Source organism: Actinomadura miaoliensis, assembly GCF_039536785.1.
GTDB lineage: Bacteria > Actinomycetota > Actinomycetes > Streptosporangiales > Streptosporangiaceae > Spirillospora > Spirillospora miaoliensis.
Window position 1 is genome coordinate 141,755 of record NZ_BAAAZG010000006.1, and the last position, 17,162, is coordinate 158,916.

Sequence of the window (17,162 nt, forward strand, 5' to 3'; positions counted from 1 at the left end):
GCTGTGGGTGATCCACCACCTCGCCGTCGACGGCGTGTCCTGGCGGATCCTGCTGCCCGACCTGGCCGACGCCTACGCGGGACGGGCCCTGCAACCCGTCCCGGTGTCGTACCGGCACTGGGCCCGCACGCTCGCCGAGCAGGCCACCGGCCCCGACCGCCTCGCCGAGCTGCCGCACTGGACCGGCACGCTGCGCACCCCCGAGCCGCCGCTCGGGGACCGTCCGCTCGACCCGGACCGCGACCTGGCCGCCCAGATGCGGCGCATGGAGACGACCGTCCCGCCCTCCGTCACCGAGGCGCTGCTGACGCGCGTGCCCGAGGCGTTCCACGCGGGCGTCGATGACGTCCTGCTCGCCGCGCTGGCCTGCGCCGTCGTCCGCCATCGCGCGGAGCCCGGGGCGGGGCTGCTGGTCGAGGTCGAAGGCCACGGCCGGTCCCCGGAGTCGATGGACCTGTCGCGGACGGTCGGCTGGTTCACCACCACCTACCCCGTGCGCCTGGACCCGGGCGACCCCGCCGACCTGGGCGGCGCGGTCAAACGCGTCAAGGAGCAGCTGCGCGCGGTCCCGTCCGACGGACTGGGCTACGGCCTGCTGCGTCACCTCAACCCGCGGACCGCCGCCGAGCTGGCCGCGCTGCCGGCACCGCAGATCGGCTTCAACTACCTGGGCCGGTTCGCCGCCGCCGGCGACGCCGACGACCGGCCGTGGCAGCCCACCGGCATCGGCCTGGCCGGCGGAGCGGACGCCACGCTGGCCGCCACGCACACCCTGGAGGCGGCGGGCCTGGTCCACGACCTGCCCGGCGGGCCGCGGCTCACCCTCACCCTGACCTGGCCCGCGGACGTGCTCGCCGACACGGCCGTCGAGGAACTGGCCGAGGCGTGGACGGGCGTCCTCGCGGATCTCGCCGACCACGTCGCCGACCCCGCCGCGGGCGGCCACACCCCGTCGGACTTCCCGCTGGTCACGCTGGACCAGGACCAGATCGAGGAACTGGAACGCGCCGTCCCCGCGCTCGCCGACGTCTGGCCTCCCGCACCGCTGCAGGAGGGCCTGCTGTTCCACGCCGCCTACGACGACCAGATCCCCGACGTCTACACCATCCAGCAGACCGTCGAGCTGCACGGACCCGTGGACGCCGCGCTGCTGCGGCGGTCCTGGGACGCCGTGATGGCCCGGCACGCCAGCCTGCGGGTCGCCTTCCGGCGGCCCGCCGGAGCGGACCACCCGGTGCAGGTCGTCGCCGGTGACGTGACCGTCCCGTGGACCGAGACGGACCTCTCCGGCACCGACCGCCCCGACGAGCGGGCCGAACGGCTCGCCGCGCAGGACCGGGCCCGCCGGTTCGACCTCGCCGAGCCGCCGCTGATCCGCCTGCTCCTGCTGCGCCTGGCCGCCGACCGCTACCGGCTCGTGATCACCATGCATCACATCCTGCTGGACGGCTGGTCGTTCGCGGTGCTGATGCGCGAACTGTGGACCGTCTACGGGGCGGGCGGCGACGCGGACGTCCTCCCGCCGGTCACCCCCTACCGGTCGCACCTGGAATGGCTGGCCCGCCAGGACAAGGCGGACGCGCGGGAACACTGGCGCCGGGCCCTCGCCGGACTGGACGGCCCGACCCTCGTCGCCCCCGCCGCCGCCCCCGGTGTCTCGGTCATGCCGCGCAGCGTCGTCGCCCGCGCGGACGCGCCGCTGACCGGCGCCCTGCGCGAGATGGCCCGCACCCGCGGCCTGACGGTCAACACCGTGGTGCAGGGCGCGTGGGCGCTGCTGCTCGCCGGTCTCACCGGCCGCGACGACGTCGTGTTCGGCGCGACCGTCTCGGGCCGCCCCGCCGACCTGCCCGGCGTCGAACGCATGCTCGGCCTGTTCATCAACACCGTCCCGGTCCGGGTGCCGTTCGACCCGGCCGCGACCGTCGCGGACCTGCTGACGGACCTGCAGGAACGGCAGGCTGAGCTGATCGCCCACCAGCATCTCGGCCTCACCGAGATCCAGCGTCTGGCCGGCCCCGGCGCCGCCTTCGACACCCTCCTGATCTACGAGAACTACCCCGTCGACGCGACCGCGCCGCCCGGCGGCGGCCTGCGCATCGAGGTGACCGGCGACCGGGACGTCTCCCACTACCCGCTCACCCTGGCCGTCGCGCCCTTCACCGAACTCGAACTGAAGCTGGACTACCGCCCCGACCTGTTCGACGAGCCCACCGCCGACGCCCTCGCCCGGCGCCTGGTGCTCGTCCTCGAACAGTTCGCCGCCGACCCGGAGACGCCCGTCGGCCGGATCGGGCTCCTCGATGACGACGAACGCCGCACCGTACTGACGGACTGGAACAACACCACGTCACCGGCCTCCGCCCGTTCCGTCGTGGACCTGTTCGAGGAGCGGGTCGAGGCGGCGCCGGATGCGGTGGCGGTGGTCGAAGAGGGCCGGGTGTGGTCGTACGCGGATCTGGACGTGTTCGCGGACCGTGTGGCACGCGGGCTGGTGGGGCGCGGGGTCGGCCGGGGTGATCTGGTCGGTGTGGTGATGGGCCGGTCGGCTGAGCTGATCGGTGTGTTGTTGGGTGTGTTGAAGGCGGGTGCTGCGTATGTGCCGGTGGATCCGGGGTGGCCGGAGGCACGGCGTCAGGCGGTGCTCGCCGGGGTGAGCGTGGTGGTGGACGACCCTTCGGAGGCGCCGGCCGAGGAGACTGATGGCGGTCGGGTTCGTGCCGGGGTGGGTGCCGATGACGCGGCATACGTCATGTTCACGTCGGGCTCGACCGGTGTGCCCAAGGGGGTCGTGGCCACGCATGGCGGCGTGGCGCGGCTGGCCGTCGACAGCGGCTGGGGTGTGGGGGCGGGGGATCGGGTGCTGCTGCACGCGCCCCATGTCTTCGACGCCTCCACCTACGAGATCTGGGCGCCGCTGGTCAGCGGGGGAACCTTGGTCGTCGCGCCGCCCGGACAGGTCGAAAGCCGCGAACTGGAACGGCTGATCAAAACCCACGGGTTGTCTCATGTGCATGTGACGGCCGGGTTACTGGGGCTGCTGGCGGAGGAGTCGCCGGGGTCGTTCGCGGGTGTGCGCGAGGTGTTGACCGGTGGTGACGTGGTGCCGGTCTCGGCGGTGGAGGCGGTGCGGGAGGCCTGCCCGGGTGTGGTGATCCGGCACCTGTACGGGCCGACCGAGGTGACGCTGTGCGCCACCACCTTCGAGCTGCCCGCCGAAGCCAAACTGCCGGGCGTGCTGCCCATCGGGCGCCCCCGCGACGATGCCCGCGTGTTCGTGCTCGACCGGCACCTGCAGCCGGTCCCCGCCGGGATGGTGGGGGAGCTGTATGTCGCCGGGGGCGGGCTCGCTCGCGGCTACCTGGAGCAGCCTGGCCTGACCGCCGAACGGTTCGTCGCATGCCCGTTCGGGGCCGGGGAGCGGATGTATCGCACGGGTGACCTGGTGCGGTGGACGCCCGACGGTGACCTGGTGTTCGTGGGGCGGGCCGATGAGCAGGTGAAGATTCGTGGGTTCCGGGTGGAGCCGGGCGAGATCGAAACCGTGCTGGCGGGTCATGAGTCGGTGGGGCGGGCGACGGTGGTCGCGCGTGAGGACCAGCCGGGCGTCAAGCGTCTGGTGGCCTACGTGGTTCCGGCCAATGGTTCTGTGGATGCCGCTGCTTTGCGGGAGTACGTGGCGGGGCGGTTGCCGGAGTACATGGTTCCGGCGGCGGTGCTGGAGCTGGAGTCGTTGCCGTTGACGGTGAACGGCAAGGTCGACCGCGCCGCGCTGCCTGCTCCGGACTTCGCGGGCCTCGCGGGCGGCAGAGCACCGGCCACTCCGGTGGAGGAGGTGCTGTGCGGTCTGTTCGCCGAAGTGCTCGGGCTCGACCGGGTCGGCGCGGACGACAACTTCTTCACCCTCGGCGGCGACTCGATCATGTCGATGCTGCTGGTGTCGCGGGCGCGCCGCGCGGGGCTGGTGTTCACCGCCCGGCAGGTGTTCGAGCATCGCTCCCCGGCGGGGGTGGCGGCCGTGGCCGTCCCCGTAGCCGATGACGAAGGTGCCGCGAACGAGGTCGAGGCGACGGGACGGCTGCCGCTGCTGCCGGTGATGCGGGAGGCGATCGAACGGTCGAGCGGCGAGGCGTTCTACCAGTCGATGCTGCTGTCGGTCCCGGCCGGGCTCGACTTCGAGCGTCTTGCCCGCGCGGTCGGGGCCGTCCTGGACCGCCATGACGTGCTGCGTTCCCGGCTCGACGGCACCGAGCTGGTCATTCCGGAACGCGAAGAGTCGGTGAACCCGCCGCTGCTTCGTGTGCCGGCTGCCGAGCCGGTGAACGAGCAACTCCGCGCGGCTGAGTCTCGGCTCGATCCGGCGGCCGGGGTGATGACCCAGCTCGTCTGGTTCGACGCGGGCCCCGACGCCGAAGGAACGCTTCTGTGGCTCGTCCATCACCTCGTGGTGGACGGCGTTTCGTGGCGGATTCTGCTGCCTGATCTCGCCGGCGCCTATGACGCGCCGGACGACGAGCTGGAACCGGTGCCGGTTCCGTTCAGGCGCTGGGCCCTCGAACTCCAAGCCCAGGCGACCGGCCCCGAACGCGTCGCTGAGCTACCGGCCTGGAAGGCGGTGCTGGAAGGCCCCGACCCGCGGATCGGCAAGCGCCCGTTGGACCCGGCCCGCGACGTGGTGGCGCGGATGCGGCGGTTCGACGTGTCGGTGTCCTCCGAGGTGACCGAGGCGCTGCTCACCAGGGTTCCGGCGGCCTTCCACGCGGGGGTGGACGATGTCCTGCTCGCCGGGCTGACGGCGGCCGTCGCCGACTGGCGGCGGCACAGCGGCGGCGTACTCATCGACGTCGAAGGCCACGGCCGCTCATCCGAAACGCTCGACCTGTCGCGGACCGTCGGCTGGTTCACCGACGTCCACCCGGTCCGACTCGACCCCGGAACGATCGACCTCGCCGACGTGCGAGCCGGCGGCCCCGACGCGGGCCGGCTGCTCAAGCGGATCAAGGAACAACTGCGCGCGATCCCGACCGACGGCCTGGGCTACGGACTGCTCCGCCACCTCAACCCCGACACCGCCGCCGAACTGGCGGCACTGCCCACACCGCAGATCGCCTTCAACTACCTCGGCCGCTTCACCGCGACCGCCGACGCGCGGCAGCCCCGCCCGTGGCAGCCGCTCGGGGGCCTGGACGGCGGAGTCGATCCCGGCATGGCCGCCACGCACACGCTGGAGATCTCGGGCGTCGTCCAGGACCTGGCGGACGGTCCCGTCCTCGCCCTGACCCTGTCCTGGCCGGAAGAACTGCTGGACGCCGAGGCGGTCGAGGAACTGGCCGGGACATGGGCGGCCATGCTGTCCGGACTGGTCGCGCACACCGACGGCGGCGACGCCGGAGGCCACACCCCGTCCGACTTCCCCCTGACGGATATCTCCCAGCACGAACTCGACGAATTCGAAATGACGGCGAAGAAGATGGCGCGGAAGGGGCCGAAGTGAGCGAGTCCATGTTGGAGGAAGTGTGGCCGCTGTCGCCCTTGCAGGAGGGCCTGCTGTTCCACGCCGTCTACGACGAGGACGCCCCGGACGTGTACGTCGGGCAGCGGGTGCTCGACCTTGACGGCCCCCTGGACACCGAGGTCCTCCGAAGGTCGTGGCAGGCGCTGCTCGACCGGCACGCGAGCCTGCGCGCCGGCTTCCGGCAGCGCGCCACGGGCGCGCCCGTCCAGGTGATCTTCCGGGGCGTGCGGGTTCCGTGGCGGGAGGTCGACCTGTCCGGCCGGGCACCGGACGCCGCGTCGGCGGAGGCCGCCCGCCTCACCGCCGAGGAGCACCGCCGTCGCTTCGACCTCGCGGTCCCGCCCCTGTTCCGGCTGCTCCTGCTGAAACTGGCGCCGGACCGGCACCGGCTGGTCATCACCACCCACCACATCGTCCTGGACGGCTGGTCCCTGCCGGTCCTGATGAACGAACTGTGGGCCGTCTACACCGCGGGAGGCGTCACCACCGGCCTGCCTCGGGCGACCTCCTACCGGGCATACCTCGCGTGGCTGGCCCGCCAGGACAAGGACCGCGCGCGGGCCGTCTGGCGCGAGGCTCTCGCCGGAGTCGAGGAGCCGACGCTCGTCGCCCCCGCGAGCGACGTCCCGGTGGCGCCGTCCAGCCTGACCGTCCAGGCGGGGGAACGACTCGCCGACGGTCTGCGCGACCTGGCCCGCGGTGTCGGGGTGACGCTGAACACGGTCGTTCAGGCGGGTTGGGCGTTACTCGTCGGCAAGCTGACGGGGCGTCGTGATGTCGTGTTCGGCGCGACCGTCGCGGGCCGTCCACTCGACCTGCCCGGCGTGGAACAGATGCTCGGCCTGTTCATCAACACCGTTCCCGTGCGAGTGGCGCTGGAGCCTGGTGAGACGGTGGCGGCGCTGCTGGGCCGCGTGCAGGCGGAGCAGTCGGTGTTGCTCGACCACCAGTACCTGGGCCTGGCGGAGATCCAGCGGCTCGCGGGCTCCGGCGCCACCTTCGACACGCTGCTGGTGTTCGAGAACTACCCCATGGACCAGCAGGGTCCGCCGGACCTCGGCGGCCTGCGCTTCACCGGAGGCGACGTCCAGGAGACCACCCACTACCCGCTGTCGCTCGTGGTGGGGCCGGGTGACGGGCTCGAACTGAAGCTGGACTACCGCCCCGACGCGTTCGATGAGGCCTCGGCGCGGACGTTGGCCGAGCGGTTGGTGCGGTTGCTGGAGCAGATGGCGGCTGATCCCGGGCTGCTGGTGGGGCGTTTGGAGGCGTTGGGCGCTGACGAACGCGAGGTCGTGGTGTCGGGTTGGAACGACACCGGGCGTGGGGTGGCGTCGGGGTCGTTGGTGGGTTTGTTCGCTGAGCAGGTGGGGCGGACGCCGGGTGCGTTGGCGGTGGCGGACGAGCGGGTGCGTTGGTCGTATGCCGAGTTGGACGCGGCCAGTGATCGGGTGGCGGGGGAGTTGGCGGCGCGTGGCGTCGGCCGGGGCGACTTGGTGGGGGTGGTGGTCGACCGCTCCGTCGAGCTGGAAGCGGTGCTACTGGGCGTGCTGAAAGCGGGCGCCGGTTACGTGCCGGTGGACCCGGGTTATCCGGCGGCGCGGATCGAGTTCATGCTCGCCGACGCCCGCCCGGCCGTCGTCGTCTGCACGGACGCGACCCGCGACGCCGTGCCCGAGGGCTTCGACGTCTTCGTGGTGGACGACCTGTCGGCTGCCAACACCCCGAAGCCTCCAGCGGTGCGACTTGGCGGGGATGACGTCGCGTATGTGATCTACACGTCGGGTTCGACGGGGCGTCCGAAGGGTGTGGCGGTCTCGCACGGGGCGATCGTGAATCGTCTGTTGTGGATGCAGGACGAGTACGGGCTGGACGCCTCGGATCGGGTGCTGCAGAAGACGCCGTCGGGGTTCGATGTGTCGGTGTGGGAGTTCTTCTGGCCGCTCATCACGGGTGCGGGGTTGGTGATGGCGCGTCCGGGTGGTCATCAGGATCCGGCGTATCTGGTGGAGGTGATCGAGCGCGAGCAGATCACCACGGTGCATTTCGTGCCGTCCATGCTGGGTGCGTTCCTGCCCGAGGTCTCACCGGGGCGGTGCGACAGTCTGCGGCGGGTTGTGTGCAGCGGTGAAGCGCTGCCGGCGGAACTGGTGGCCGAGTTCCACCGGCGGTTGCCCGTGGAGCTGCACAACCTGTACGGCCCCACCGAGACCGCCGTCGATGTGACGTTCCGGGCCTGCCCGGCCGACGAGGACGCTTCGGTGATTCCGATCGGTCGTCCGGTGTGGAACACCCGGATGCTGGTACTCGATGACTTCCTGCAGCCGGTACCCGTCGGCGCCGCCGGAGAGCTGTACGTGGCCGGTGTGCAACTCGCCCGGGGATACCTGGGACGCCAAGGCTTGACCGCTGAGCGGTTCGTGGCGTGCCCGTTCGGCTCCGGTGAGCGGATGTATCGAACCGGTGACCTGGCTCGATGGACCCCCGATGGTGAGCTGGAGTTCTTGGGCAGGGCCGATCACCAGGTAAAGATCCGGGGATTCCGGATCGAACTGGGCGAGATCGAGGCGGCGCTTGCCGCGCACGCCTCCGTGAGCCAAATCGCTGTCGTGGTGCGGGAGGACCAGCCCGGCACCAAGCGCCTCGTCGCCTACATCGTCCCGGCCGACGGTTCGGTCGACACCGGAGCGCTGCGAGAGCACGCGGCCGACCGGCTTCCCGAGTACATGGTCCCAGCGGCTTTCGTCGTGCTGGAGACGCTGCCCACCACGCCGAACGGCAAGCTGGACCGGGCCGCACTGCCCGCCCCCGACTTTGGTGGCCGGCCGGGTGGGCGTGGGCCGGCGAACGCGACCGAAGAGGTGTTGTGCGGCCTGTTCGCCGAAGTCCTCGGCCTCGACCAGGTCGGCGCCGAAGACTCCTTCTTCGAACTCGGCGGTGACTCCCTTCTCGCCATGCGGCTCGTCACTCGCCTGCGGGCGGTGTTCGAGGTCGAGGTCGGGATCAGGGCGTTGTTCGCCGAGCCCACGGTCGCCGGGGTCGCCAGAGCCGTCACTGCGAGCGCGAGCCAGGCCCGGCCGCCGTTGGAGGCCCGGCCCCGTCCGGACGTGGTGCCGCTGTCGTACGGGCAGCAGCGCATGTGGTTCCTCAACCGTCTGGAGGAGGCCGGCGAGGGCGCGGCCTACACCCTGCCGCTGGTACTGCGAATCTCCGGCGAACTGGACGTCGCCGCGCTGGAAGCGGCCCTCGCCGACGTCGCCGACCGGCACGAAAGCCTGCGCACGACCTTCCCTGAGATCGACGGGGAACCGCACCAGCGGGTGCTGACGGGGCGCGCCGGTCATCCCCGGCTGGAGGTCACCCGGCCTGACGAGGACGTTGACCGCGCTTTCGATCTCCGGAAGGACCTGCCCTGGCGGACCCGGCTGGTGGAGCTGGGCCGGCACGAATACGTCCTGGAGATCGTGGCGCATCACATCGCCGTGGACGGCTGGTCGCTGGGGGTACTGGCACGTGATCTCGGTGTCGCGTACGCGGCTCGCCGGGAGGGGCGAGCGCCAGGCTGGGCGCCGCTGCCGGTCCAGTACGCCGACTACGCGGTGTGGCAACGCGAGGTGCTGGGCGATCCGGACGACCCGGACAGCGTGATCAGTGGCCAGCTCGGCTACTGGCGCGAAGCCCTGCGCGATCTGCCGGAGGAACTGACGCTCCCGACCGACCGGCCGAGGCCCGCCTCACCGTCCTTCCGGGGCCGTTCCGTACCGGTGACCTTGGGCCCGGATGCTCACGCGGGCCTGGTCCGGGTGGCGCAGCGGGGCGGCGCGACCGTGTTCATGGTGGTGCAGACGGCGCTGGCGGCGTTGCTGGCCCGGCTCGGGGCGGGCACAGACATCCCGCTCGGCACGCCTGTCGCGGGCCGGGGTGACGCCGCGCTGGACGGGCTGGCGGGGTTCTTCGTCAACACGCTGGTGTTGCGCACGGACGTGAGCGGAGATCCGTCGTTCCTGGAACTCCTGGCGCGCGTTCGCGAAACCGATCTGGCCGCCTATGCGCATCAGGATCTGCCCTTCGAACGGCTGGTGGACGAACTCAGCCCCACCCGGTCACTGGATCGACACCCGTTGTTCCAGGTGATGTTCACCCTCCAGAGCGCTACGGGCGACCGGCAGGGACAGTGGGAGCTGCCGGGGCTCCGGGTCGAGCCGATGCCGCCCGGCGAGGAGGCCGAGACTGCCCGGTTCGACCTGTCGATCACCCTGTCGGAACGCCGCGACGAGGACGGCGTCCCCGTGGGCATCGGCGGAGAGGTCCTCTACGCCACCGATCTGTTCGACACCGCGACCGCCCAGGCCCTGTCCGACCGCCTCGTCCGGGTCCTCGAACAGCTCGCGGCCGACCCGGAACTGCGCGTCAGCCAGGTCGAGGTTCTGGACGAGGCCGAGCGGCGTGCCGTGGTGGCGGACTGGAACGCCACGCAGGCGCCGGTCGCCGATGTCCTGATCCCCGAGCAGATCCGGGCGTGGGCGCAGCGCACACCGGATGCCGTGGCGTTGCGGTGCGGTGACGCGGCGCTGACGTATGCCGAGCTGGAGGAGCGGTCGAACCGGCTGGCCCGGTATCTGCTGGGTGCCGGGGTCGGCCGTGAGTCGGTGGTGGGTCTGTGCCTGCCGCGCGGGATCGATGTAGTCGTCGCCATGGTCGCCGTCTGGAAGGCGGGCGCCGCGTATGTGCCGCTCGACCCGGAGTATCCGGCTGACCGGCTGGAGTTCATGCTGGCCGACAGCGGCGCGTCCCTGCGGATCGACTCCCTCGATGACCTGATCGCGGATCAGTCCGCCGAGCCGTTGGGTATCGAGGTGGACGCGGCGAGCTTGGCGTATGTCATCTACACCTCGGGCTCCACGGGCCGCCCCAAGGGGGTGATGGGGCACCACGGCGGCATGGTCAACCTGGTGGAGTCCTTGCGTCCGGTCCTGGGCGCGGAGCCGGGTAAGTCGATCTTGCAGTTCGCCTCGTTCAGCTTCGACGCCTCGGTGCTGGATGTTGCTGTGGCGTTGTCGTCAGGGGCCACGCTCGTCATCGCCACTGCGCAGGAGCGTGCCGAGTCGGCGGCGCTCACCCGAATGGTCAACGAGCAGGAGGTCAGCGCGGCGAGCATCGTGCCGTCGCTGCTGAGCGTGCTTGACCCGGCCCAGGTGGAGAACGTGGGCCGGTGGGTGCTGGGTGCCGAGCGGTTGTCGGCGGACTTGGCCGCACGCTGGTCGGGTGGCGACCGGTTGTGGAACACCTATGGTCCGACGGAGACGACCGTCATGGCGACGGTCGGCGTCGTCGATGCTTCGGGTACGCCACCGATCGGTCGTCCGATTGGCAACACCAAGGCGTTTGTGCTGGATGAGTTTCTCCAGCCCGTTCCGGCAGGGGTGACCGGCGAACTCTACGTCGCTGGCGCAGGCGTGACGCGCGGGTACGTCAACCGCCCGACCCTGACCGCTGAGCGGTTCGTGGCCTGCCCGTTCGCCGACGGGCGGATGTACCGGACCGGCGACCTGGCCCGCTGGACGGACGACGGCGAGCTGGAGTTCGTCGGGCGTGCGGACGAGCAGGTGAAGATTCGCGGGTTCCGTGTGGAGCCGGGTGAGGTCGAAGCCGTGCTGGCGGAGCACGAGAGCGTCGACCGCGCGGTAGTGCTGGTCCGCGATGACCGTCTGGTCTCCTACGTCGTCCCATCAAACGGCGCCGTGGACGCCACGGTTCTCCGTGAGCACCTGTCGGGAAGCCTGCCCGAGTACATGGTCCCGGCCGCGTTCGTGCAGTTGGAGGCGCTCCCCCTCACCGTCAACGGCAAGCTCGACCGGGCCGCCCTCCCCGCGCCCGACTTCGCCGGACGGTCGGTCAGCCGCGCCCCCGCAACCCAGACCGAGGAGATCCTCTGCGGCCTGTTCGCCGAGATCCTCGGGCTGGAGCGGGTCGGAGCCGAAGACTCGTTCTTCGATCTGGGTGGGGACTCGCTGCTGGCGATGCGACTGATCGCCCGCGTGCGGGCGGTCTTCGACACCGAGATCGGCATCCGGGCCCTGTTCGCCGAACCGACCGTCGCGGCCGTGGCCAGGGCGGTCACGGAAGGCTCGGCCGTGGCCCGGCCGGCGTTGACTCCGCGCACTCGCCCGCACATCCTGCCGCTGTCCTACGGGCAGCAGCGCATGTGGTTCCTCAACCGGCTCGAAGAGGAAGGGTCCGGCGCCGCCTACAACGTCCCTCTGGCGCTGCGGCTCTCGGGGGAGCTGGACCCGGACGTCCTGGAGGCGGCCCTGGCGGACGTCGCCGACCGGCACGAGACCCTCCGCACCGTCTACCCGGAGACCGCGGCGCTGCCGCAGCAGAAGATCCTCACCGGTCCGGCCGCGCACCCGGCGCTGACCGTCACCCGCCTCACCAGGGCCGAGTCGTCCGAGCCGTCCGCGGTGATCGCCGAGGTGATCGGACGGGGCTTCGACGTCGGCGCCGAGCTGCCGTGGCGGGCCGAACTGCTCGTGGTCGGCGACGGGGAGTACATCCTCGTCGTGACCGCCCATCACATCGCGGTGGACGGCTGGTCGATGGGCGTCCTGGCCCGTGATCTGGGCGTCGCCTACGCCGCCAGGCTGGAAGGCCGGGAACCGGACTGGGAGCCGCTGCCCGTCCAGTACGCCGACTATGCGCTGTGGCAGCGGGATGTGCTCGGCGAGCTGGACGATCCGGACAGCGCGATCAGCTCCCAGCTCGGCTACTGGCGGGACGCGCTCGCAGGACTGCCCGAAGAGCTCGCGCTGCCGACCGACCGGCCCCGCCCGCCCGTCCCGTCGTTCCGGGGAGCCGTGGTTCCCCTCGCGGTTCCGGCGGCCGCGCACGCGCGGCTGGTGGAGCTGGCCCAGCGCACCGGCTCGACGGTGTTCATGGTGGTGCAGTCGGCGCTGGCCGTCCTGCTCTCCCGGCTCGGCGCGGGCACCGACATCCCGGTGGGCACCACCGTGGCGGGGCGGGGTGACGCGGCGCTGGAAGACCTGGTGGGGTACTTCCTCAACACGCTGGTGCTGCGCACCGACGTCAGCGGGAACCCGACGTTCACCGAACTGGTCCGGCGCGTCCGGGAGACCGACCTGGCCGCGCTGGCCCACCAGGACGTGCCGTTCGAACGGCTCGTGGACGACCTCAGCCCGTCCCGCTCGCTGTCGCGTCACCCGCTGTTCCAGGTGACCCTGTCGATCGAAAACCTGCCGCCCGCCCGGTGGGAGCTGCCCGGGGTGAGCGTGCGGCCGGTGCGGCCGGACACCGAGGCCGCCCGTTTCGACCTGTCGGTCAGCCTCACCGAGAGCCGGGCCGCCGACGGGGCGCCGGCCGGGTTGCAGGGCGGGCTGCTGTACGCCACCGACCTGTTCGACGAGGCCACCGCCCGGCGGATCGCCGAACGGCTGGTCCGCGTGCTGGAACAGGTCGCCGCCGACCCGGACGTCGACGTGGCCGGCGTCGAGCTGCTGGACGACGCCGAGCGGCGGGCCACGCTCACCGACTGGAACGGCACCGCGCGGCCCGTCCCCGAGGCGACGCTGCCGGAGATCATCAGCGGGTGGGCGGAGCGGACGCCCGACGCGGTCGCGCTGCGGTTCGGCGACGCCGCCCTCACCTACGCCGGGTTGGAGGAGCGGTCGAACCGGCTCGCCCGCCACCTGCTGGACGCCGGGATCGGCGGGGAGTCCGTGGTCGGCCTGCGCCTGCCGCGCGGGATCGACGCGGTGGTCGCGATGGTGGGGGTGTGGAAGGCGGGCGCGGCGTACGTTCCGCTCGACCCCGAATACCCCGCCGACCGGCTGGAGTTCATCCTCGCCGACAGCGGCGCGGCCCTGGTGATCGAGTCGCTGGACGAGCTGGTCGCGGGCCGGTCCGCGGAACCCGTCGGCACGCGGGCGCACCCGGACGGCCTGGCCTACGTCATCTACACGTCGGGCACGACGGGACGGCCGAAGGGCGTGCTGGCCCGGCACGGCGGGATGGTGAACCTCGCGGAGGCGTTCCGTCCCGTGCTGGGGGTGGCGCCCGGCGTGGCCATGCTGCAGTTCGCGTCGTTCAGCTTCGACGCGTCGGTGCTGGACGTGGCGGTGGCGCTGGCGTCGGGCGCGACGCTGGTGATCGCCTCGGACGAGGAGCGGGCCGACCCGGAGCTGCTGACCCGGATGGTGAACGAGCGGGGCGTCGGCGCGGTGAGCCTCGTTCCGTCCCTGGTGCGGGAGCTGGACCCGGACCGGTTCGACGGCGTGGCCCGCTGGGTCGTGGGGTCCGAGCGGATGCCGGAGGAGCTGGCGCGGCGCTGGGGCCGGGGCGAGCGGCTGTGGAACGCCTACGGCCCGACCGAGATCACCGTCATCTGCACCACCGGACCCGTCGGGGAGGACGGCGGCGGCTGGGTCGGCGGGGTGCCGTCGATCGGGCGGCCGATCCTCAACACCCGGGTGTTCGTACTGGACGAGTACCTGCGGCCGGTGCCGCCGGGGGTGACCGGTGAGCTGTACGTGGCGGGCGCGGGCCTGGCGCGCGGCTATCTGAACCGGCGCGGGCTGACGGCCGGACGGTTCGTGGCGTGCCCGTTCTGGCCGGGGCGGCGCATGTACCGGACCGGTGACCTCGCCGCATGGAGCCCCGACGGGCTGCTGGTGTTCGCGGGCCGCGCCGACGAGCAGGTGAAGATTCGCGGTTTCCGGATCGAGCCCGGCGAGGTCGAACACGTCCTGGCCGGGCACGACGCCGTGGAGCGGGTGGCGGTGGTCGCCCGGGACGACCGGCTCGTCGCCTACGTCGTCCCGGTCGCCGGCGGCTCGGTCGACACGGCCGCGCTCCAGGAGTTCGCGGCGGGCCTGCTGCCCGCCTACATGGTGCCGGGCGCGGTCGTCGAGCTGGAGGCGCTGCCGCTGAACGCCAACGGCAAGCTGGACCGGGCCGCCCTGCCCGCCCCGGACTTCGCCGGCATGGTCGGCGGCCGCGCCCCCGCCACCCCGGCGGAGGAGACGCTGTGCGGGCTGTTCGCCGAGGTGCTCGGGCTGGAACAGGTCGGCGCGGACGACGGCTTCTTCACCCTGGGCGGCGACTCGATCCTGTCGATGCTGGTGGTGGCGGGGGCGCGCCGCGCCGGGCTGGCGATCACGGCGCGGCAGGTGTTCGAGCACCAGACCCCGGCGGGGCTGGCGGCGGTGGCGGTCCCGATCGAGGACGACGAGGACGGCGGCGTCGCGGCGACCGGCCCGGTCCCGTGGACGCCGGTGATCCACCTGGCCGCGGAACGGTCGGGGGATGCGGCCCTGACGGGCGGGTTCTACCAGTCGATGCTGCTGTCGGTGCCCGCCGGAGTGGACCACGACCGTCTCACCGGCGCGGTCCAGGCCGTGCTCGACCGGCACGAGCTGCTCAGCGCCCGGCTGGAGCCCGGCGAGCATCGGCTCGTGGTCCCCGAGCGGCCGGTCGCGGCCGCCGACGTGCTGCGCAGGCTGGAGGCCGGCGACGACCTGGAACGCGTCGTCGCCGAGCGGGCCCGCGAGGAGGCGTCGCGGCTGGACCCGGCGGCCGGGGTGATGACCCGGCTGGTGTGGTTCGACGCGGGCCCGGACGCGGACGGCCTCCTGCTGTGGCTGATCCACCATCTCGTGGTGGACGGGGTGTCCTGGCGGATCCTCCTGCCGGACCTCACCGCCGCCTACGAGGCTCCGGACGCGGAACTGCCGCCTGTGCCCGTCCCCTACCGGCAGTGGGCCCTGGACCTCGCCGAGCAGGCGACCGGCCCGGAACGGACGGCCGAGCTGCCGGTCTGGAAGGCGATGCTGGACGGCCCCGACCCGCTGCTGGGCGCACGCCACCTCGACCCGTCCCGCGACCTGGTGAGCGCGATGCGCCGGGTGGACGCCTCCGTGCCCGCCGACGTCACCGACGCGCTGCTGACGCGGGTGCCCGCGGCGTTCCACGCGGGCGTCGACGACGTCCTGCTCGCGGCGCTGGCCGCCGCGCTCGTCGAGTGGCGGCGCGGCCACGGCGGCGCCGCGGACGGCGGCGTGCTCATCGACGTCGAAGGCCACGGACGCACGTCCGACACGCTGGACCTGTCGCGGACGGTCGGCTGGTTCACCAGCGTCCACCCCGTCCGCCTCGACCCCGGGACGCTGGACCTCGCGGACGTGCGGGCCGGCGGACCCGCCGTCGACCGCCTGGTGAAACGCGTCAAGGAGCAGTTGCGCGCGGTGCCGTCCGACGGCCTGGGCTACGGGCTGCTGCGGCACCTCAACCCGGACACCGCCGCCGAGCTGGCGGCGCTGCCCGCGCCGCAGATCGCGTTCAACTACCTGGGGCGGTTCGCCGCGGCCGCCGACGACACGAACCGCCCGTGGCAGCCCGTCGGCCGCACCGGGCTGGGCGGCGGCGCCGATCCCCGCATGGCCGCCGGGCACGTGCTGGAGGTCTCCGGCGTCGTCCACGATCTGCCGGACGGCCCGGCCCTTGCCTTGACACTGGCCTGGCCCGAAGACTTGCTGCCCGAGGCGGCGGTCTCCGGTCTGGCCGCGGGGTGGGCGGCGATGCTGACGGGGCTGGCCGCGTACGCCGACCGCGCGGACGCGGGCGGCCACACCCCGTCCGACTTTCCGCTGGTGACGCTGGCGCAGGGCCAGATCGACGAGCTCGAATCCGAACTTGAAGGGGGCGCATGGTGACGCAGAGGCGAGTTGAGGACGTCTGGCCGCTGTCTCCGTTACAGGAGGGCCTGCTCTTCCACGCCCTCTTCGACGACGACGCCCTCGACGTCTATGTCGGCCAGGAGGTCGTCGACCTGGAAGGCCCCCTGGACGCCGCCGTGCTGCGCCGCTCGTGGGAAGCGCTGCTGGCCCGGCACGCCGGGCTGCGCGTGGGTTTCCGCCGCCCCGCCGGGGCCGAACAGCTCGTCCAGGTCGTGATGCGCAGCGTCGGCCTGCCGTGGCGCGAGGTCGACCTGTCCGGCCTGGACAGCGGCGCCGGCATGCAGGAGGCCGACCGGCTCGTCACCGAGGAGCGGCTGCGCCGGTTCGACCTGTCCGCCCCGCCGCTGTTCCGGCTGCTGCTGGTGAAGCTCGGACCCGGCCGCCACCGGCTGGTGATCACCCTGCACCACATCGTGCTGGACGGCTGGTCGCTGCCGATCCTGATGGGCGAGCTGTGGGCGGTCTACGGTGCGGGCGGCCGCGCCGGCGGCCTGCCGCCCGTCACCCCCTACCGCGAGTACCTGGCGTGGCTGGCCCGCCAGGACAAGGACCGGGCGCGCGCGGCGTGGGGCGCGGCGCTGGCGGGCCTGGACGAGCCGACGCTGGTCGCCCCCGCCGCGGGCAACGGCGTGCCGGTGCTGCCGGAGACCGTCGTCGCCCGGGCCGGGAGCCGCCTCACCGAGACGCTGCGCGAACTGGCCCGCGGCCGCGGCCTGACGCTGAACACCGTCACCCAGGCCGCCTGGGGGATCCTGCTGGGCGGCCTGGCCGGACGCGACGACGTGGTGTTCGGCGCGACCGTCGCGGGCCGTCCCGCCGAGATCCCCGGCGTGGAGCGCATGCTGGGACTGCTGCTCAACACCGTCCCCGTCCGGGTGCGTCTCGACCCGGCCCTG

General features: G+C 72.6%; 3 protein-coding genes (2 of these 3 running past the window's edge). All 3 read left to right on the top strand.

Going from position 1 to position 17,162, the window contains the following annotated elements; genetic code table 11:
* Tightly spaced (each overlapping or abutting the next), the 3 genes in view from ABD811_RS08050 to ABD811_RS08060 form a layout consistent with a single transcriptional unit that may run on beyond the window.
* A protein-coding gene (locus ABD811_RS08050; protein ID WP_344943174.1) for a non-ribosomal peptide synthase/polyketide synthase crosses the window boundary here: on the top strand, window positions 1–5,494 show its 3' portion. Its footprint begins 12,494 nt before the window's first position; the window shows 5,494 of its 17,988 coding nt (coding positions 12,495–17,988); the start codon falls outside the window, past its left edge; it ends in the stop codon at window positions 5,492–5,494.
* Entirely contained in the window at window positions 5,491–16,242 is a 10,752-nt protein-coding gene (locus ABD811_RS08055) for an amino acid adenylation domain-containing protein (protein WP_344943177.1), read from the top strand. Before ABD811_RS08050 ends, ABD811_RS08055 begins: the two co-directional genes overlap by 4 nt.
* Window positions 16,236–17,162, top strand: the start of a protein-coding gene (locus ABD811_RS08060) for a non-ribosomal peptide synthase/polyketide synthase (RefSeq protein WP_344943180.1). The gene runs 21,699 nt beyond the window's last position; the window shows 927 of its 22,626 coding nt (coding positions 1–927); its start codon is at window positions 16,236–16,238; the stop codon falls past the right edge of the window. The genes ABD811_RS08055 and ABD811_RS08060 overlap by 7 nt, the downstream gene beginning before the upstream one ends.